Source organism: Streptococcus mitis NCTC 12261 (assembly GCF_000148585.2).
GTDB lineage: Bacteria > Bacillota > Bacilli > Lactobacillales > Streptococcaceae > Streptococcus > Streptococcus mitis.
Genome location: NZ_CP028414.1, coordinates 1,325,499 through 1,348,254, shown reverse-complemented (window position 1 = coordinate 1,348,254; position 22,756 = coordinate 1,325,499). Strand labels below are relative to the sequence as shown.

Genomic DNA, 22,756 nt, shown 5'->3' with positions numbered 1-22,756 from the left:
AGGCAACAAAATATTGTAAGTGTAGTGTTTTAGGGAGTGAGAATGTATGTCAATACAGCATCAATTCCACTCCCTTTTTTATCATAAAATAGTTAGAGAGAAAAAATATGTATTCAAGAGTAAAACGGAATCAAATGAATAAGGTAAACAAGTATTCCATTAGAAAATCAAGTTTTGGTGCAGTATCTGTTGCTGTAGCTGCCTTGATGGTTTTTGGTGCTTATTCAGGTGTGAGTGCAGATGAACAGAAAGTAGATTCACATCGAACTGAAAAAGAGGAACAAAAAGTCTCTGAAAAACCTGACGAGACTAAGCAAAAAAATTCAGAGGAAAAAATAGCAGAATTGCCTTCCGCTCTTCAAACTCCAGTTTTGGAAAAAGAAGAATTAGATGTCAATGCCCTTCTAAAGAAAGAAGCAGAATCTAAAGTGGCAGCTGAGACAAAAAATGCTGACTCAAAAGAATTAACTTCTAAAGAAGTAAAACCTAGCGAAGAAAAAACTACTTCACCTGCTTCAAGTGAAAAGGTAAATGAAGAAAAATCAGTCGAAAAAACTACTCTGGATCAGGTTGTATCAGAAGCAGAAGTTTTAAATCAAGTCGCTTTACGTTATTCTCAAGAAGCAGAACGTAAAGCTGAAGAAAAAGCCTTAGTTCAAGCCGCTGTTAAGACAGCCACCATTCAGATTTCACAATCAAAAGCCTTATTAAAAGATTCATCTGTTAGTGCAGAAAATCTTAAGACTCAATTAAATCAACTGTATTCAGCTATCGAAACAGTGTATACTGAGTTGCAACGTGCAGGACATGGCAAGAAAATTAGCGCTAGTCTATCGCCAATTCAAACACAAGATGTAGCTATCGATAATGGAAATATTATTGCCAATGGTACAATCGATATGGCGGACCGTGTGACTTCAACAGGTATTGCTGATTATCGTTTCCAATTAAAATTTAAAAATGGTGCCTATCATAAGGGGGATATCTTCACAATTGGCTTGAAGGAATTACCACAAGACAATAATCTTCCTCAAAAATTGGTTGCTGAAGGTAAAGTATTTGCAGAACGAGTGAGTCTGATTCAGAAAAATGATAATGCCAAAGCTGGAAGCCTTTCATACTGGGCTTCACGTGGAGATCGTGACGTTGCTTTGGACACTAAAGAATCATGGGATTTAGTTGACAAAGGAAGTCATATTGAAGCAACATACCGTTTCACTGACGAAATTGAACGCTTAGACGATGTTACTTTTGAACTTCAATACAGAGGTGGAATTCGTTATCCTAGAGTGAATGTGGATAAGTCTGTAACTGGTGTTATCTCAGTTAATGGTCAAAATGTAGTCACTAAGAATTACACTGTGATTAAAACAGATATCGGAGCACCTAAAGTTTATGATACACCTACTACAGCTAACTTCACAGGTGATGTGATGTTGGATGATGATGGAAGTATCAAGACATACAACAGTACCCTTCGTATCGGAACATGGAAATCAAACTTTAGTGCAGGGACTCGTTTCACTGTTCGTATTAAAGATACAGAATTCAATAAGTTTGCTACTGTTGGTGAATTTATTGAGCGTGGTGCCCACAATGTCGAAATGATAAATACTAGCCCTGATACATCAAGAACAAGGGTAAATCGCCATAATGTTATCTTGGAAGCACCTCGTGAAGAGCCTGGTCAACATGCCAAATTCAAGATTCTTAAGGCAGCAGATAATGAATTAACCTTTGAATTGGTATCTGGAAAGATGTTGGCTGGAAGAACTTATGTATTACGTACAAAAGATTTTGGAGTTGATCGTGTTCCGACAAGTCACACAGTTAATTATCTGAATGAAGCTAGAAATGGTTTTAAATCGAATGTTCCAGGGACATTGACAGTGGTTGATGCCAAAGGTAAAAATCTTACAGACCAATACGAACAAGCTGCTGATTCTGACTGGAAAATTGCTAACCCAGATATGGTTAGAACAGATGGACGCCTTGTATATGGAGATGTAGCTGTTCGCTTCGTTGATACTCAAGGGAAAATGCTTCTTCCTGCCATTGCAGCGGTGGAAAATGGAGGTATCCTTCAAGACAAATTCACTACTGTAAGACCATCTACCAAAATTGATACTAGCTATGTAGCTACTTTGGAGAGAAATACAACTGAGACAGAAGTTCAAGAAAACAAAGGAATTCAAACAACATCTATCACAGCACCTTATTTATTGCATTCACCAAATGGTAAATATTATGTCTTCAAAGAGTATGCACAGAATGATCGTTTCTATAGCAATACGAAGACATCTGGTACGATTACACGAGCTCAAGCCAACGTGGTAGCTGTGTACGAAGAAGCTAAATTTGGTAAAGTTGATATTCAGTATCGTGATAAAACAAGTCAAGCTATTTTAGAAACATTCAATACACCACATGATAAGAGTTCAAATCTCATTAACTTGTTGGGAAATAACTATGATGTGACTGCTAAAGTTCCTGAACGTTTCGAAAAAGATGGTGTAGTATATGTCTTGTCACAAACACCTGCTAATAGTAAGGGACATTTGACACAGGCTGATATCCATGTTGTTTATGATTATCTTGCTCAACAAAAAGCACAGGTTAAATACCTCAATCAAACAGAAACAAGTCCTAAAGTTTTAGGAAATGTGGATAGTGTAGTTGGTCTTCCAGGTGAAACAATTGCTTATAATTCAAAAACTCGTATTAATCAATACCTAAAACAAGGATATGAATTAGTACATGACGGTTTTGCAAATGCTAATGATAAACGCTTTGACAGTGAAAAACAAACTGATCAAGTATTCTCAGTTCAATTAATCGAAAAAGTTATGACTGTCACAGCAGATGATCCTAAACCAATTGCTGGAAATCCATTGGTAGCAGGAGATGCATTGTCACCTGTTTGGCCTAAATCGGTTGAAAACTTAGATACACTGAGAAAAATGACCAAGCAGACCATTCACTACAAATATCTAAAAGATGGTAAAAAAGCTTTCAAAGATGTAGTTCGATCTGTAGTTTTTGAAAGAGTGGCGAGAGTTAACCTCGTTACTGGTGCAGTTATTTATGATAATTGGAAAATCACAAGAATTGATGATAAACCAGTAGCGTCAGTGGATACGACTGTTCATAAACCAAATGTCACTCCACAAGGAGTAACAACTATTGCAGCAACTCCTTCTAGTCTAGGGAATGGAATTTCTATCAAACCAGTTTTGACTGTTCCGAATCCAGTTGTTGCATCATCACCAATTGTTGCAAAACCCGTTGTACCGGTCAAGCCAGTAACACCGGTTAAACCAGCAGTGTCAACTCCGGCCAAGCCAGCGCCTGTCGTTAAACCAAAACCGGTAGCACCAGTAACACCTGTCAAACCAGTAGTTTCGACACCAGTAACTCCAGCGCCTGTTGCCACACCACAACCAGTTGCTCCAGTGAAACCAGTAGCACCTGCACCGGTAACACCTGTTAAACCAGTAGTATCTACTCCAGCTACACCAACACCAGCTGTGCAACCAAAGCCGGTAGCGACTACTGATTCAAAACCTAGCTTAACTCCAGCTGAAGCCTTGGCTGCAATTAAACCAACAGATTTTTCTTCACAAACATCTGTTAATAAGAAAACAGAGACAACACCTGTTCCTGGTGGAACGGCTACGACTACAACTACAACGACAACCACTGTTACCTCAAATGCGGCAACAGCAGGTCCAACAACACCGATTGTCACTATCACGACAAATGAGACCGAAACTCATTCAGAGGTGACAAGTGTCATTCATACTGGTACTACCAGCCACACGCATGTAGTCGGAGTTGTTACAAAACCAAATGTAGTTGTTACTCATCCAAAACCAAGTGTTCAGCCTAAACCGCATTTAACGAGACCTCATCATGGACCAGTACACCATGTTCCTTCACGTCCAGGTAAACAAGTTAAACCAATTAGAACTGGACCAGGAACTCGTGGTCATGCTAGAAGACATCGCTAAATATAAAGTGTTAATACTGATTTAACTAGTAGGATAGTATAATCTAAATAAAATAGAGTTTATAAAAATGAGTAACTTAATATAAAAGTTGCTCATTTTTTGATAATAAAATGAATTTAGTAATTTTCTGGATTAGTAAATTATTTTTACAAAAATATAACAAATCTTATAAACAATATATTATGTATCGAAAGGGTTTGCATATAAGGAAATAAAAGAATATAATATATACAAGAAGTAATTTTATAATTTGAAGCAAGGAGTTCTTAATGTTTTTTAATCGAAAAGGAATCAATCAAAAGAATTGGCGGATGATAAAGAAAGGGAAGCATTTTCTTTTTGGGTGCACTCTTTTTTTGGCTACCGGAGCAGTGACGATACAGAATCCACATCTTGTTCATGCTGATGAAATGGTTGCGTCTCTGAATGATTCAACTAAAGTTAAAGATGAAGATCCGAATAGTGACAAGATTCCAAACGATGTGGAAAATCATCCACAGGTAGAAAATCCTGTTAAAGAATCAGATAAGATTTCTGAACATGTTCCAGAAGAAAAAATTCTTGAAAAGTCTTTAGAGCATCCAGTCAAAGCTGTGGATAAAACTGCTTTAAATGAATTAATTGAAAAGATTAGGAACACTGATTTACAGACTAAAACAGCTAAATCAGTTGAAAATCTTAATCTCTCTTTGTCGCGTGCGCAAGCAGTCTTGGATAAAGAAGGTGCTAGTCAGGATGAGATAGATAAAGAAGTTCAAGCTTTGTCTGAATCATTTGCTCAACTGGAAGAGAAAAGCAACGACATAGACAAAAAAGAAAAGCAAGCAGACAAAGCAAACGATAGTGATGAAAAGAAAAATCCTTCAACAGAAAAGATCGCTAAGGTTCAGGCTCTTGTTTCAGAAATTAACCAACTGGCAGGAGAAATCAGTTATGAATTCAGTGAATCTGAAAGCAAATCTCTTCAAGTATTTGCAGATTTATCTGAGGGAAAAGCCACTGAGAGTGAAGTTGATGGTGCTCTAAATGAAGCGAAGAGCCTCCGCAACAAAGTAGCTAATAGAGTAACTCGAGCACAATCTGGGAAACGTGATCCACGGAATGGAAAACCAATTGATGGTAAGGGAGAGAGTGGGTTTAGAGCTATTTGGATATCGTCAATTGCTAACAAATACGAGGGTAGTAATGCGTTAGTAAACGAAAATAAAAAAGAATTAACTTTTTATAATTCAGATACTCTATTCTCGGTAATGACAGCATATGGTAAAAGAGGAAATGGAGAGCCATTAGTAAGATATCCGAATGGCCCTAAACGTGGAGAGGAAGATCCTACTCCGTATTATGTAAAAAGAGTAGGAGTTATAAGTGGTCTTAATCAAGTTAAAGGTTTAAAACTACGTGTAGCTTATAAAAATTTCCAAACAGGAAAGAAAGAAGAAGTAGATATTGCTGCTAACTATTGGAATGTAAATAATCCTGAAGTGCAAATGGCTCTTGTTGGAACTATAGGTGATGGTGGAAATGTAACACCAGGTACTTATCATATTACAATTGGAGCAAATGGGACACATAAACAAAATACAATTACCTATACTTTGACTATCAAACCTCAAAGTGAACGTAATACTGTTAGAGATTTAACGCCAACTTATGTGGATGATGTCCGTCATTTAACGGAAACAGAAAAAAATGCTTTGATTGAAAAATTTAAAGCAGAGCATCCAAATGTGGTTAATCGTGCGAATCATATCGACTTTGACCATGCTGAGGTATCAGCTGATGGTGCAACAATGACGATTCATTTTAAAGATGGATTCAACCCTAAAACCATTCAAACAAATGCGACAAATGATGTAGAAGCGAAACATTCCAGTTTGACTGCTTATTTTGGGGATTCAAAAGAATTATATACGAATCCAAGAGAATTAGTACGATCAAAAACAGGACATGAAGTACCAACAACGGCTCAGGTAACGTATAAAACACCATTTAACTTGCAAGAAGCAGGGACAAGAAATGTTGTTGTCACAACAACTTATGAAAATGGAGTAACAAAAGATGTAACAACTCCTTATACAGTTTTAGATTTTCTAGGAAAACAAGATAAAAAAATTAATCAGAATCAGTCTGGTCAACTAGGGGATGCTAGAAATTACGTGACAGTTTCAGATAATTCAGCAGTTCCAGGAGAATTAACAGTTCGTTGGAAAGGTGGCTCTTCTAATGTGGATACCTCTGCAGCAGGTGTACAACATAAAGAAATCGAAATTCTTCGTGGTAGTCATTTAATGAAAACTGTGAATGTCCCAGTTGAGATTGTAGATAATATTAAACCGACAATTACTGCCCCTGATAATATTACATTAACGAGATTAGAAGGACTACCTAGTGAAATCAATATTCACGCTCAAGATAATGATAAAGGAGTAGGTCTCAAAGAAAGTAACTCTGTAACGGTTGACAATCTACCGAATCCATTATCTTACAATGCAAAAAAATCAAAAATTGAAATTAATGGCGTTATTCCAAATAATTTCCAACTTGGTAAATCAAGTATTCAAGTGACTGTTAAAGCGGTTGATAAAAAAGAAAATACTGCGACTAAAAATATTACTTTCCATATTCAATCTCAAACACAAAAATATACAGCAGTTGCTAATTCTCAAATTCAAGAAGTGAGTTATGGGGAAGCGCCTGATGCAGGAACAAGTATTCAAAAAAATGGGCTGCCAACAGGTACAAGATACGGATGGGCAACACAACCTAATACGGCAACAGGCCCTGGGGATCAAACCGAAGTCGTAACTGTAACCTATCCAGATGGCTCAACAGATACAGTACCTGTAACCGTGAAAGTCCGTAAACTAAGTGATGAACATATACCAACTGGAAAGACAATTACTGTGAATCAAAATGATCCAGTAACGAATGATAGATTAAAAGCAGCAGTAACAGTGGATAATGGTGGAACTAGAAAAGTCAAGTCAGTTACTGCAGCGCCTATAAGCACTGTGCATGCAGGCTCACAAACCATAAAAGCGACAGTAACTTATCTGGATAATACCACTGATCCAGTTGATATTCCTCTAGAAGTAAAAGACGTAATTGCTCCAACAATTCAAACACCAACAGAAGGTCAAACATGGGAAATCACAGCATTAGATAAGACATTGCCACCTATTAAAGTAGCAGTTGCTGATAATCCTGGAGGAAGTGGAATAAAGAGTATTGTTCCAATGAACTTACCAAGTTTCTTGAAGTATGATAAAGCGACAAGTAGCATCGTTTTCCAAGATGGAGAACGTGAAGTTCCAAAATTGTCTGGAAGAACTCGAACTACAAGAAATATAACATTACGTGTGGAAGATAATGCAGGAAATAGTAGTGAACGAACATTTAGTATTACTCACATGCCTATGGCTGAAAAGTATAATCCACAAGCGAATGCAACGATTCAAGAAGTGAGCCATGGTGAAACTCCTAATCCGAAAACAAGTGTGAATACAGCAGGATTACCGACTGATGCTCAATATACATGGAAATCTGCACCAGATACGAATAGACCTGGAAATAAAACAGGAGTCGTGAAAGTTACTTATCCAGACGATTCAGTAGATGAAGTAACGGTTACTGTAAAAGTTCGTAAGCTAAGTGATGAGTATGAACCTACAGCTACAAAAATTGTCAAAAATCAAAACGATACTGTCTCAGAACAAGACTTAAAATCTGCTGTGACAATTAATAAAAACGGTAATAGTAAGGTGAAAACTGTTACTCCTGTTGGGAAAATTAGTACTGCTGAGACAGGGAACAAAGAAATTTCAGCAACGGTAACCTATCTCGATGATACAAGGGATACGGTAACAATTCCTTTAGAAGTAAAAGATGTAACGGCTCCAACGATTCAAACACCAGCGAATGGTCAGAATATCGATTTAATAGCATTAGATAAAGCATTTTCTCCAATTAAAGTAACATCTGAAGACAATGCAGGAGGAAGTGGTGTTCGGTCAACAACGGTAACAGACTTACCAGATTTCTTAACTTATGATGATGCGAATAAAACCATTAAGTTTAAAGATGGTACTCAAGAAGTTCCAAAATTACCAGTTGGTACAGATTCTCAAACACATACAGCTACAATTCGAGTGACAGATAATGCGAATAATAGTAGTACTTCACAATTAACGTTTACTGTGAAATCAATGACTACCAAATATGATGCAACAGCAAATCCGAACAAACAAACAGTGAGTTATGGGGCAACTCCAGATGCAGGAACAAGCGTGAATCAAACAGGCTTACCGGAAGGGACAAGTTATGCTTGGAAAACACCACCAGTAACGACCGATGGGCCTGGAGAAAAAGATGGTGTAGTAGAAGTAAAGTATAAAGACGGTTCGAAAGATATCGTAAATGTAAAAGTTACTGTAAAAGGACTTAGCTCAGAATACGAAGTAACTGGAACGCTAATTGAAGTAAATCAAAATGATTCAGTTTCAAATGACGACTTAAAAGCGAAAGTAACTGCAACTTCAAAAGCAGGAAATGTGAATGGAACAGATAAGATTTCAACAGTTACAGCACCTACAATCAGCACAGCTAACTATGGTGAACAAACTATTAACGCTACAGTAACTTTCAAAGATGGAACAACTAAAGAAGTGACCATTCCTCTGAAAGTTAAAGACGTGACACCACCAACAATCCAATCACCAGCAGAAAATACAAACTGGGAAATGACAGCATTAGACAAAGCTTTACCAAATATGGAAGTAAGAGCGGAAGATAATGAAAACGGAAGTGGAATTAAAAACGTTACTGTGACAGGCTTGCCTGATTACTTAGAATATGATAGTACAACTAACGCTATTAAATTCAAATCAGGAAAACAAACAGTAGAAAAACTAGCTGAGAATACACCAAGTCAAGAATTTACTTTAAACATTCGAGCAGAAGACAAAGCAGGAAATGTCAGCGAAAGAACTGCGAAAATCACTGTATCTTCAATGAGTACCAAGAATACTCCAACGCCAATTTCACAAAATACAAGTTATGGACAAGTGCCAGATCCTAATAAAAGTGTAGATAAAGCAGGCTTACCAGAAGGCACAACCGTCACATGGAAAGAAACTCCAGTTGTGAATACACCAGGAAGTCATCCAGGAGTAGCCTTAGTTCATTATCCAGATGGAACGGAAGATGAAGTAGAAGTACCAGTCACAGTTAAGAAACAAAGTGACACCTTCAACCCAACGGCAAAAGAACCGAACCAAACTGTGCGTCACAACGAAGTACCAGATCCAGAGAAAAGTATTAATACAAACGACTTACCAAAAGGAACAAACTATAGCTGGTCAGAACAACCAGACACAAGTAAACCAGGAAGTAAGACAGGAAAAGTATTAATCACTTACCCAGATAAGAGTACGGAAGAAGTGACGGTAACGGTAAACGTAACGCCTCAAAATGATGAATACACACCAACTGGAATCCCTCAAGAAGTGGACAATGGACACGTACCAGATCCAGAAACAAGTGTAACCAAAACCGGCTTACCAGAAGGCACAACTGTTACATGGAAGACAAGGCCAGATGTCAGCACACCGGGCAGTCATCCAGGAGTAGCGTTAGTTCATTATCCAGATGGAACGGAAGATGAAGTCGAAGTACCAGTAAGGGTAAAAGAACAAAAAGATACCTTCAACCCAACGGCAAAAGAACCGAACCAAACTGTGCGTCACAACGAAGTACCAGATCCAGAGAAAAGTATTAATACAAACGACTTACCAAAAGGAACAAACTATAGCTGGTCCGAACAACCAGACACAAGTAAACCAGGAAGTAAGACAGGAAAAGTATTAATCACTTACCCAGATAAGAGTACGGAAGAAGTGACGGTAACGGTAAACGTAACGCCTCAAAATGATGAATACACACCAACTGGAATCCCTCAAGAAGTGGACAATGGACACGTACCAGATCCAGAAACAAGTGTAACCAAAACCGGCTTACCAGAAGGCACAACTGTTACATGGAAGACAAGGCCAGATGTCAGCACACCAGGCAGTCATCCAGGAGTAGCCTTAGTTCATTATCCAGATGGAACGGAAGATGAAGTAGAAATTCCTGTCACAGTTAAGAAACAAAGTGACACCTTCAACCCAACGGCAAAAGAACCGAACCAAACTGTTCGTCACAACGAAGTACCAGATCCAGAGAAAAGTATTAATACAAATGACTTACCAAAAGGAACAAACTATAGCTGGTCAGAACAACCAGACACAAGTAAACCAGGAAGTAAGACAGGAAAAGTATTAATCACCTATCCAGACCATAGTACGGAAGAAGTGACGGTAACGGTAAACGTAACTCCACAAAATGATGAATACAGCCCAACTGGTATTGCGCAAACCGTAGACAATGGACATGTGCCAGATCCAGAAACAAGTGTAAACAAAACAGGCTTACCAGAAGGCACAACCGTCACATGGAAAGAAACTCCAGTTGTGAATACACCAGGAAGTCATCCAGGAGTAGCCTTAGTTCATTATCCAGATGGAACGGAAGATGAAGTAGAAGTACCAGTCACAGTTAAGAAACAAAGTGACACCTTCAACCCAACGGCAAAAGAACCGAACCAAACTGTTCGTCACAACGAAGTACCAGATCCAGAGAAAAGTATTAATACAAACGACTTACCAAAAGGAACAAACTATAGCTGGTCAGAACAACCAGACACAAGTAAACCAGGAAGTAAGACAGGAAAAGTATTAATCACTTACCCAGATAAGAGTACGGAAGAAGTGACGGTAACGGTAAACGTAACGCCTCAAAATGATGAATACACACCAACTGGAATCCCTCAAGAAGTGGACAATGGACACGTACCAGATCCAGAAACAAGTGTAACCAAAACCGGCTTACCAGAAGGCACAACTGTTACATGGAAGACAAGGCCAGATGTCAGCACACCGGGCAGTCATCCAGGAGTAGCGTTAGTTCATTATCCAGATGGAACGGAAGATGAAGTCGAAGTACCAGTAAGGGTAAAAGAACAAAAAGATACCTTCAACCCAACGGCAAAAGAACCGAACCAAACTGTTCGTCACAACGAAGTACCAGATCCAGAGAAAAGTATTAATACAAATGACTTACCAAAAGGAACAAACTATAGCTGGTCAGAACAACCAGACACAAGTAAACCAGGAAGTAAGACAGGAAAAGTATTAATCACTTACCCAGATAAGAGTACGGAAGAAGTGACGGTAACAGTCGAAGTAACGCCACAAAAAGACGATTACGATCCACAGCCAAAAACACAAACGGTAGAACATGCTCAAGTACCATCTGCAAAAGATAGTATTGAAAATGTAAAAACGTTACCAGAAGGAACGACTTTTGGATGGAAAGATGGAAAAATTCCAGATACTTCAAAACATGGGGAGAAAAAAGGTGTTGTAACTGTAACGTATCCAGATGGAAGTACAGAAGATGTTGATGTTGTAATCACTGTGAATCCAGAAGATTTCAGTCCAGTAGTTCCGATGGAGAAAGTACCAGTGAAAAATCCTGAGAACTTAAGTCCAGAAGAACAAGATAAAGTGAAAGAAAAAGTGACAAAAGCAAATCCAGGAAAAGACGTAACAGTTGATTCAAAAGGAAATGTAACAATTACAGATCCGGAGACAAAAGTAAGTCATGAAATTTCTCGAGATAAATTAGTTTTTGCATATGCAAAAGGTGAACCAGAAACTTCGAAAATCCCTGAATTTAATGGCGGAGTGAACGCACCAGATTCGCCAGTTCATGAAGTTCCAGAGTTTGCAGGTGGAGTAAATGGTGAGCCAGAAATTCAAGAAACCTTACCGGAATTTAATGGCGGAGTGAACGCACCAAATTCACCAACACATGAAGTCCCAGAATTCAATGGAGGTGTAAATGGTGAGCTTCCTGATCCAGTAGAAGTATCTAAAATTCAACTGATGATCACCAAGTGGGTTGATGAAAATGGAAAAGAATTGAAACCAGCGGATGCCAAAGCACCAAAGGTATTAGGTGAAGCCAATGAAGCATTTGAACATGGTGAAATTGAAGGGTATGTATTTGTAAGAACAGAAACTAAAGGTGATGTTGTAACTCACATCTTCAGGAAAGTGAGTCCAGTCAGACCAACAGGTGACGGTCAACAAAGACCAGCTACACCATCTGATGATACAAATCCTAGACCGGATATTGCTACCCCTACTGAGGTGCCAGCTACTCAAGCGGCTGGACAACCAAGTCAAATAGTTGCAATGCCTGCTCAATTGCAGAATGAAGTGTCAGAAACGAATCCATCCGTTTCTCAAACTCAAGCAGTATTGCCAAATACTGGTATACAAGAAGACCGTACTACAGGTACAGTAGGAGTTCTCTCTCTTCTTGGCGCATTTGGTTTGCTATTTGCCAAAAAGAAAAAAGACGATGAAGAGGAAGCTTAAATAGATGATCTCATCTGATCCTTGGTAGCTTTCCCTACATGAAGTCTTTGTAAATCAAAAAGAACTAGAAACATCACTCATTTGTGAGAACTCTAGTTCTTTTTTCGTATTTCAAGAAGTAGTCATTCAATTGTTGATAAATTGACTAGTTTTTTGATATATAGGACTAAAAGTCTGTTTAAAAATAACGATTAGTGATGACTAGATCGCATTGACCAAATCTTGAGCTTGTTTTTCAAGTGAGTTTAGGACTGTTTCTTCAAGAACCAATTTTCCGTCTGCCCAAGCAGAGTCATTAACACGTGCAGCAGTGAAATCACCAACGATTTGCGTACGGATAAATGGCAAGAGGTCCTTGTAAATAGCGAAAAGTTGATCGTGACCGGCATTAGCTACAGATGATACTGTGACAAACTTGTCTTGAAGGGCAGAAGCACCACGTGTATCAGATAAGTCAAGGGCACGAGATAGCCAGTCAAGCAAGTTTTTCACTGTACCAGGGATAGAGAAGTTGTAGACTGGAGAGAAGATCCAGATAGCATCCGCAGCGAGAACTGCTTCACGAGCAGCTGCTACAGCTGGGTGAGTTGGAACTTCTAAATCTTGACTGAAGAGAGGGACAGCTGAATAATCAAGATAGCTAACTTCTGCTTTACCAGCAAGTGCTTTCTCAGCTTCGAGCGCCATTTGGTGGTTGAAAGAACCTTGGCGAAGAGATCCGACGATAAATAATACTTTTTTAGACATGATGTGTCTCCTTTTTCTTAAATTTCCGAGAAGTCTCTCGTTGTTACGGAATATATTACAACAAAACAAAAGGACTTGCAAGAAATTTGCTCAGAGTTTATTTGAAAATTATAAAATTGCTGAAACTTAGTCACGTGCTACTGGAAAAGTAAGAACTGTTTTTTGGATTCTGGTTTGCTTTGAAGTAAGAAATAGAATTGGTTGCTTATACTCAATGAAAATCAAAGAGCAAACTAGGAAGCTAGCCGCAGGTTGTACTGGAGTACGGCAAGGCGAAGCTGACGTGGTTTGAATTTGATTTTCGAAGAGTATTCTTATATTCACTTGTAATAAAGTTTAATAGATGGTAAAATAGACGAGTGAAAAAAAGACAAAACAAAGCAAAAAATAATCTACTGTGGCAGTATGGTCTAGGGATGACGATTTTGCTTGTGGTTATCAGTGCTTCCTTTCTGTATCTAGTGTTTCTGAGTATGAAACCTTATCAAACAGCTAAAAGTGAAGGAGAAAAATTAGCTCAGCAGTATGCAGGATTAGAGCAGGCTGATCAGGTTGACTTATACAATGGCTTGGAATCCTATTATAGCATTCTTGGTCGTAATAAAAAACAAGAAGCACTTGCTGTCCTGATTGGAAAAGATGACCATAAGATTTACGTTTATCAACTAAATCAGGGTATTTCACAAGAAAAAGCGGAAGCCGTTTCTAAGGAAAAAGGAGCTGGCGAGATTGACAAGATTACCTTTGGCCGTTATCAAGACAAGCCAATTTGGGAAGTCAAGTCAGGCTCTGATTTTTATCTAGTAGATTTTGAAACAGGAGCATTGGTCAATAAGGAGGGCCTATGAAACTATCCAACCGTGTTTTAGAAATGGAAGAAAGTGTGACCTTGGCTGCTGGAGCCCGTGCTAAAGCACTCAAGGCTGAGGGAAGAGATATTTTGTCTCTAACCTTGGGTGAGCCAGATTTCACTACTCCAAAAAATATCCAAGATGCCGCCATTGCATCGATTCAAGATGGGCGTGCTTCTTTTTATACAGTGACCTCAGGTCTGCCAGAGCTCAAGGCAGCGGTCAATACCTACTTTGAGCGCTTTTATGGCTATTCTGTAGCGCCAAATCAAGTGACAGTCGCTGCTGGAGCCAAATATTCTCTCTATACCTTCTTTATGGCAGTGGTCAATCCAGGTGATGAAGTGATCATCCCAACCCCATACTGGGTCAGCTATGGAGACCAGGTCAAGATGGCAGAGGGTGTGCCAGTCTTTGTCCCTGCTAAAGAGGACAATCACTTTAAGGTGACCGTAGAGCAGCTAGAAGCAGCTCGCACAGATAAGACCAAGGTTTTGGTGCTGAATTCGCCATCCAATCCGACAGGTATGATTTACACCCGTGAGGAGCTCTTGGCAATCGGGAACTGGGCTGTAGAAAAGGATATTCTCATCCTAGCAGATGATATTTATGGCCGTTTGGTTTATAATGGCCATGAGTTTACAGCCATTTCTAGCTTATCTGAAGCGATTCGCAAGCAAACAGTGGTCATCAATGGTGTGTCTAAAACCTATGCTATGACTGGTTGGCGGATTGGCTATGCCGTTGGAGAAGCAGACATTATCGCTGCCATGTCCAAGATTGCAGGTCAAACAACTTCAAACCCTTCAGCAGTAGCCCAGTATGCAGCAGTTGAGGCTCTATCAGGTGAGCAAGATACTGTAGAAAGCATGCGTCAGGCTTTTGAGGAACGACTCAATACCATCTATCCCCTACTTGCTGAGGTGCCTGGATTTGAAGTGGTCAAACCACAAGGAGCCTTCTACCTCTTCCCAAATGTCAAAAAGGCCATGGAGATGAAAGGCTATACGGATGTGACAGACTTTACAACCGCTATCCTAGAAGAAGCTGAAGTAGCCTTGGTAACAGGAGCTGGATTTGGAGCGCCAGAAAATGTGCGCCTCAGCTATGCGACAGACCTAGATACGCTTAAAGAAGCAGTTAAACGCTTGAAAGAATTTATGGAAAAATAAAAGAAAAAGAAAAGGAAAAATAATGACAAAACGTGTAACGATTATTGATGTAAAAGACTATGTTGGTCAAGAAGTGACGATTGGTGCTTGGGTTGCCAATAAATCAGGAAAAGGAAAAATCGCCTTCTTGCAATTGCGTGATGGAACAGCCTTCTTCCAAGGTGTAGCCTTTAAACCAAACTTTGTAGAAAAATTTGGTGAAGAAGTGGGACTTGAGAAGTTTGATATCATCAAACGCTTGAGCCAAGAAACTTCTGTTTATGTGACAGGGATTGTCAAAGAAGACGAACGTTCTAAATTTGGTTATGAGTTGGACATTACAGACATCGAAGTGATTGGTGAATCTCAAGACTACCCAATTACACCAAAAGAACACGGAACAGACTTCTTGATGGACAACCGTCACTTGTGGCTTCGTTCTCGTAAGCAAGTAGCGGTGATGCAAATCCGTAACGCTATTATCTATGCAACTTATGAGTTCTTTGACAAGAACGGTTTCATGAAATTTGATAGCCCAATTCTTTCAGGAAATGCGGCAGAAGATTCAACAGAACTCTTTGAAACAGACTACTTCGGAACTCCAGCCTACTTGAGCCAATCAGGTCAGCTTTACTTGGAAGCAGGAGCTATGGCCCTTGGTCGTGTATTCGACTTTGGTCCAGTATTCCGTGCTGAAAAATCAAAAACACGCCGTCACTTGACTGAGTTCTGGATGATGGACGCAGAGTACTCATACTTGACACACGATGAGTCACTTGACTTGCAAGAAGCTTATGTAAAAGCTCTTCTACAAGGTGTTCTTGACCGTGCGCCTCAAGCCTTGGAAACATTGGAACGTGATACAGAGCTCTTGAAACGCTACATTGCAGAGCCCTTCAAACGTATCACTTACGATCAAGCCATTGACCTCTTGCAAGAGCATGAGAATGATGAAGACGCTGACTACGAACATCTTGAGCATGGAGATGACTTTGGTTCACCGCATGAAACTTGGATCTCAAACCACTTTGGTGTGCCAACATTTGTCATGAACTATCCAGCAGCCATCAAGGCCTTCTACATGAAACCAGTTCCTGGAAATCCAGAGCGCGTGCTTTGTGCAGACTTGCTTGCTCCAGAAGGTTATGGAGAAATCATCGGTGGTTCTATGCGTGAGGAAGACTACGATGCCCTTGTTGCTAAGATGGATGAACTTGGTATGGACCGTACAGAGTATGAATTCTACCTTGACCTTCGTAAATACGGTACAGTTCCACACGGTGGATTTGGTATCGGTATTGAGCGTATGGTAACATTCGCAGCAGGTACAAAACACATCCGTGAAGCCATTCCATTCCCACGTATGTTGCACCGTATCAAACCGTAAAAATAAAATAAAAAAGTTATTATAATAAAAAGAAGGTAAATCCCTTCTTTTTTTGAACTTTGGGTACAAAAATAATGTACAAAAAACGAGAATATATAGAGCTTTTTGATTGACTAATTTTAAAAATATATGGTAGAATCGGGTTATGAATATTGTGTTGTTGTTTCGTTAAAGAAGGTGTTCTTTAGCAGGAAAGGCAGGGAATATGAAGAACTCCAACCTTATTCTAAATCAACATATATATAAAAAAGGAGAAAAAATGTATTCAAGAATGGAGAAATACCATGGTAGAAGAGCTCAGCGCTTTTCTATTCGTAAGTATAGCTTTGGTGCCGCTAGTGTTCTATTGGGAACTGCTCTTCTTTTAGGAGCAAATGCTGTTAAAGCTGATGAAACAAGTACTGCTTCTACAAAAACTTCAGAAGTTACAAATTCTGATAAACAGAAACCTGATTCAGCCATAACAACACCAGTTGTGGAGGAACTTCCAGAATTAAAAATTGATGCTGTAAAAGCAGATGAAAAACCTGAAGTTAAAGAAGAAGCTAAACCTGTAGCAGAAAAAGAAGTTACCGATAAAGCTGCAACAGAAAAATCTGATAAAGAGCAAGCTGACAAAAAAGAAGTAGCTAAAGAAAAAACTGACAAAGAATCACCTAAAAAAGCTGCAACAGAAAAAGCACAAGATGAAGTGAAGACAGTTCTTACCCAATTGACTTCAGAAGCTGAGGTTATGGCATCTGTAGCTTCAAACTTCTCAGATAAAGAAGTGAAAGATGAAGCTGCCAAAAAAGAACTTGCGGTTACGATTGAGGCAGTTAAACTGGAAGCAGCGAAGTCTAACGATTTGCTTTCATCCGATGCTTCTAAAGACCAAATGGTAGCCCAAGTGAATCGTCTTTCTGCTGCCATTGAAGCAGTTTATACGGAAATGAAACGTGCAGGTCATGCAGGTAAAGTAGAATCGGTATTAGCTGCTACTGCGTCAAAAATTACAGGTAAAGACGTTCTTAAAGATGGCGAAACAGTTAATGCTGTAACAAACGCTTATGTTGATATGAATGCTGATAATACAAAACCTGTAGGATGGGGATTTGATACTACTATTAGCACATCAACTCTTAAAGCAGGTTCTATTACAAAAATTGAACTGACTAACTTAGCTGAGCTAGGTGGTGGTTTGGCAGTAAATACGGAAATCAGAGAGACAGATGGAACAGTAGTTGGTAAAGTTAAATCTATCGATTATAAAACAACTACAGGAAACAACAATAACAAATCTACACCATATTGGGGACAACGTACTCAACGTGGAATGACTTATGATCAGCGTGTTGCTGAGCAACCAGCGGTAGCGAATGAAACTGGTACATATACTTACAACATCGAGTGGAACGATAAAGTAAAAGACTATCCTAATGTGTCGTTTGGAGCGAGTAATTTATCGGGGAGTGGATACTATGCACCAGAAATTTCAAAAGATACTCCGTATACAGCAACTATCAAAATTGATGGGCGTACAGTTCTTGAACATACTTATACAAGAAAAGGTCAACAACCTAACTATCAAAAACAAGGTACTAGTGCATCACTAAGTGAAAACAATGGATTGACATACCTTAACAATGAGCAAACAGGTAGAAGTGATTCAATCGTATTAAAAACTGATTCAGATGTTCGTTATGGGGTAGGATCTAAATTCACTATTAAACTTCCAAATGCAGATTTTACTGAGTTTAAAGAACTTGAAGGAAGTTCTAACTTTGTAAATGGATTAAATACAGCGTCCACTATTAACCCTAATAAAGGAGATAGTATTACATATCGTCCAGCTAGTCGATGGGCTAATGTTAAAGCTAACGAAAACAACGTTTGGATTCTAAACGATGGTCGTGATAGTGGGTTCACACTAACACCTAGATTAATCTCACCAACTGAGTTAGAACTTACAGTTACAGAAGGTGCTATTCAAGAAGGTTCTGTAGTTTCTATGCCTCTTCAATCTTTAGGTATTGAAAAAGTAATAAAAGACAAAACCTTAACAAGTGAATATTCTAAAATTACTTATGAAAATGGATTAATTAAAGAAGGTTATGTAGGAAACGATAAAACTGCAGCAACTCTTACTGTATCAGGTGGAGAATCTGTTAACGGTGAAAAAGAAGACGTTGCAACTACAGTGCCAAATGGTTGGAGTGTTAAAGGTGACGGTAAAGTTCAAGGTGAGCCACCAACAGGTGCTGTTGTTAGAACATTTAAAGATTTAGTGACAGGTGAAGTTATAGGTTTTGAACCAACAAGATATACGGGGAATATTCCTTTAAGTGAAGATGGTTCAAAAGATTATACTAATGTACTTGGAAACAAATATGATGTAAGTAATGATCCCGTAGACTTAGTTAAAGAAGTTAATGGAGAAGAATACATTCTTGCAGATATCCCTGCTGAAAATACAAAAGGAACACTAAGTGTTACGAAGACAAGAGCAAGAGATTTATATTCTGAAGAAGAATTAAAAGCTAAAGGTATAAATGGATCTGCATTTGTTACCCCAGCAGAGTATGATTATGTTAAGAAAACAAAAGTAGAAGAAGTAAACCGTACAATTAAATTTGTATATGCGGATAATGTTGCAGGCTTAGCGGGTACAGAAGTATTCCCATCACAAAAACAAACTGTAAGCTACACAGGTTCAATCAAGTTAACTGCAGAAGGTAAAGCGGTAATTAACTCTAATGACAGACCAGTTTATATTAACTGGAAAGGAACTGATGGACAAAGCACTGATCTTCCAGAACTTGCAGTACCTCAAAAAGAAGGTTACATCGCAAGTGTAGAAAAAGTTCCAGTACAAGCAACAACAGCTACAGATGAAGATTACGAATATGTTGTTAAATATACAGCAATCCAAAAAGCGAAAACAATATTTGTAGACGAAAAAGGAAATGCAATTCCAGGAGTAGCTGAAATTACAGAACAAGGTGGATCAGAAACTCCATTAACAAAAGAAGCTGATGTTAAAGCTAAGATCAAAGAACTTGAAAACAAAGGATATGAATTAGTATCTAATACATACCCAGAAGGTGGTAAGTTCGATACGGATAAAGATACAGATCAAGAGTTCAAAGTAATACTTAAACAAAAAGAAGTTACAGTAACACCAGATCAACCAAAAACACCAGGAACTCCAGTAGATCTAAACAACCCAGACGGACCTAAATACCCAGCTGGCTTGGAAGAAAAAGATCTAAACAAAACTGTTACACGTACAATCACTTATGTGTACGAAGATGGAACTCCAGTATTAAATGAAGATGGAACACCAAAAACAGTAACACAAGAAGCTAAATTCACACGTGAAGCAAAAGTAAACTTAGTTACAGGAGAAGTTACATACGGAGATTGGTCAGAAGCTAAAGATTTAGCTGAAGTTAAATCACCAGTAGTAACAGGTTTCTTAGCTGATAAAGCAAGTGTTCCAGTAGTAAATGTAACTGGAGATTCAAAAGATATTACGGAAGTAGTAACCTACAAACCAATCGGATCATGGATTCCAAACATCCCAGGACAACCAACAAACCCAATCAAATATCCAAATAATCCAGATGATCCAACACAACCAGGTAAACCAACAGAAGTGTTACCATATGTACCAGGATTCACACCGAAGGATAAAGATGGAAATCCACTTAAACCAGTAGATCCAGCAGATCCAACAAAAGGATATATCGTACCAGATCTTCCAACAGATCCAAGTCAAGACACACCAATCAACTACGTAAAAGACACGCAAAAAGCGAAAACAACATTCGTAGATGAAAAAGGGAATCCAATCCCAGGTGTTGACGCTATTACTGAAGAAGGTGACTCAGATACACCACTTACAAAAGAAGCTGACGTAAAAGCTAAAATCAAAGAACTTGAAAACAAAGGATATGAATTAGTATCTAATACATACCCTGAAGGTGGTAAGTTCGATAAAGATAAAGACACTGATCAAGAGTTCAAAGTAACACTTAAAGCTAAAGAAGTTACAGTAACACCAGATCAACCAAAAACACCAGGAACTCCAGTAGATCCAAATAACCCAGACGGTCCTAAATATCCAGCTGGACTTGAAGAAAAAGATCTAAACAAAACAGTAACACGTACAATCACATACGTATACGCAGATGGAACTCCAGTGTTAAATGAAGACGGAACACCAAAAACAGTAACTCAAGAAGCTAAATTCACACGTGAAGCTAAAGTCAACTTGGTTACAGGTGAGGTTACATACGGAGACTGGTCAGAAGCTAAAGACTTACCTGAAGTGAAATCACCAGTAGTTAAAGGATACTTAGCTGATAAAGCAACAGTACCAGCTACAAAAGTAACTGCAGATTCAGAAAATACTAAAGAAGTAGTAACCTACAAACCAATCGGTTCATGGATTCCAAACATCCCAGGTCAACCAACAAACCCAATCAAGTATCCAAATGATCCAACAGATCCAACAAAACCGGGTCAACCAACAGAAACATTACCATACGTTCCAGGATTCACACCAGAAGATAAAGATGGTAATCCGTTGAAACCAGTAGATCCAAACGATCCAACTAAAGGATATGAAGTTCCAAGTATCCCAACAAATCCAGGTGAGGATACACTAATTAACTATGTAGCTAACAAAGCTAACTTGGTAGTTAAATATGTAGATGAAAATGGGAAAGAACTTCTACCAACAGAAACTAAAGAAGGTAAAGTTGGTGATGACTACTCTACAAGTGGAAAAGTTATTACTGGCTATGTATTGGACCGTGTAGAAGGTGAAGCTAAAGGTAAGATTGGAACAGATGGAACAACAGTAACATATGTTTACAAACCACTTGGTTCTTGGATTCCAAACATTCCAGGTCAACCAACAAACCCAATCAAGTATCCAAATGATCCAACAGATCCAACAAAACCGGGTCAACCAACAGAAACATTACCATACGTTCCAGGATTCACACCAGAAGATAAAGATGGTAATCCGTTGAAACCAGTAGATCCAAACGATCCAACTAAAGGATATGAAGTTCCAAGTATCCCAACAAATCCAGGTGAGGATACACCAATTAACTATGTAGCCAACAAAGCTAACTTGGTAGTTAAATATGTAGATGAAAATGGGAAAGAACTTCTACCAACAGAAACTAAAGAAGGTAAAGTTGGTGATGACTACTCTACAAGTGGAAAAGTTATTACTGGCTATGTATTGGACCGTGTAGAAGGTGAAGCTAAAGGTAAGATTGGAACAGATGGAACAACAGTAACATATGTTTACAAACCACTTGGTTCTTGGATTCCAAACATTCCAGGTCAACCAACTACCCCAATCAAGTATCCAAATGACCCACAAGATCCAACAAAACCAGGACAACCAACAGAAGTGTTACCATACGTTCCAGGATTCACACCAGAAGATAAAGATGGCAACCCACTTAAACCAGTTGATCCGAAAGATCCATCAAAAGGATATGTAGTACCAAACATCCCAACAAATCCAGGTGAGGATACACCAATTAATTACATTCCAAATGTAACTCCAAATGGTGATCAGGACGGTTATACTCCACAACCAAAACCGCAACCTGAACAAGTTGTGACTTACTATGTAGACGAAAATGGTAAAGATATCGCACCAAGTGAAAAAGGAGCACAAGCTCCAAAAGGAATTTCAGGTTACGAATACGTAACAACTACGAAAGACCCTAATGGAAATCTTGTACATCATTACAAGAAAGTGGCAACACCACAACCTGTTCCAACAACACCAGAGACTCCTGAACAACCAGTAGCTCCAGTGCAACCGGAACAACCAACAACTCCAACCCAACCTGCTGTTCCAACACCAGCTGAAACATCAGTACCAACTGATTCAGCTACTAAACCAGCAACACCTAAATATGTTGATGGTCAAAAAGAATTGCCTAACACAGGTACAGAAGCTAATGCTAGCCTCGCAGCGTTTGGACTTCTTGGAGCCCTAGGTGGATTTGGACTTCTTGCTCGCAAGAAAAAAGAAGACTAAAAACTCATAGTTTTTGAGAAGATGATTCGTCATCTTCTTTTTTTACTCTTTGTCCACTGTAGTAGGTTTAAG

The 22,756-nt window shown here is 38.8% G+C and carries 7 protein-coding genes; 6 read left to right on the top strand and 1 reads right to left on the bottom strand.

Going from position 1 to position 22,756, the window contains the following annotated elements; translation table 11 throughout:
* Positions 1–134 precede the first annotated feature (134 nt).
* Positions 135–4,010, top strand: a complete 3,876-nt coding sequence (locus tag SM12261_RS06870; protein WP_001045347.1) for a mucin-binding protein — start codon at positions 135–137, stop codon at positions 4,008–4,010.
* 356 nt (positions 4,011–4,366) lie between these two features.
* The gene (locus SM12261_RS06865; RefSeq protein ID WP_161969981.1) at positions 4,367–12,493 is read left to right on the top strand and encodes an SIALI-17 repeat-containing surface protein; all 8,127 of its coding nucleotides are present in this window, start codon (positions 4,367–4,369) and stop codon (positions 12,491–12,493) included.
* A 201-nt stretch (positions 12,494–12,694) separates the two neighbouring features.
* Here SM12261_RS06865 and SM12261_RS06860 read toward each other — a convergent pair whose 3' ends face one another.
* A complete protein-coding gene (locus tag SM12261_RS06860) occupies positions 12,695–13,240 on the bottom strand; it encodes an NADPH-dependent FMN reductase (RefSeq protein WP_000039631.1) in 546 nt (181 codons plus the stop codon).
* Between the two features lie 359 nt (positions 13,241–13,599).
* Here SM12261_RS06860 and SM12261_RS06850 point away from each other — a divergent pair, with 359 nt between their 5' ends.
* From SM12261_RS06850 to SM12261_RS06835, 4 genes are all read left to right on the top strand, one after another.
* Positions 13,600–14,088: a cell wall elongation regulator TseB-like domain-containing protein gene (locus tag SM12261_RS06850; RefSeq protein ID WP_000747270.1), complete on the top strand. Its 489-nt coding sequence runs from the start codon at positions 13,600–13,602 to the stop codon at positions 14,086–14,088.
* Complete coding sequence (locus tag SM12261_RS06845; protein ID WP_000777770.1) at positions 14,085–15,263, top strand: pyridoxal phosphate-dependent aminotransferase; 1,179 nt, start codon at positions 14,085–14,087, stop codon at positions 15,261–15,263. Before SM12261_RS06850 ends, SM12261_RS06845 begins: the two co-directional genes overlap by 4 nt.
* Positions 15,264–15,285: 22 nt before the next feature.
* A complete protein-coding gene (gene asnS / locus SM12261_RS06840; protein WP_000167142.1) occupies positions 15,286–16,629 on the top strand; it encodes an asparagine--tRNA ligase in 1,344 nt (447 codons plus the stop codon).
* Between the two features lie 259 nt (positions 16,630–16,888).
* Positions 16,889–22,684, top strand: a complete 5,796-nt coding sequence (locus SM12261_RS06835; protein WP_000287308.1) for a mucin-binding protein — start codon at positions 16,889–16,891, stop codon at positions 22,682–22,684.
* Positions 22,685–22,756 lie beyond the last annotated feature (72 nt).

Bases quoted from the DNA above. Each gene is read 5' to 3' on its own strand.
- SM12261_RS06870 (WP_001045347.1), top strand. From the start codon at position 135: ATGAATAAGGTAAACAAGTATTCCATTAGAAAATCAAGTTTTGGTGCA.
- SM12261_RS06835 (WP_000287308.1), top strand. From the start codon at position 16,889: ATGTATTCAAGAATGGAGAAATACCATGGTAGAAGAGCTCAGCGCTTT.
- SM12261_RS06860 (WP_000039631.1), bottom strand. From the start codon at position 13,240: ATGTCTAAAAAAGTATTATTTATCGTCGGATCTCTTCGCCAAGGTTCT.
- asnS (WP_000167142.1), top strand. From the start codon at position 15,286: ATGACAAAACGTGTAACGATTATTGATGTAAAAGACTATGTTGGTCAA.
- SM12261_RS06845 (WP_000777770.1), top strand. From the start codon at position 14,085: ATGAAACTATCCAACCGTGTTTTAGAAATGGAAGAAAGTGTGACCTTG.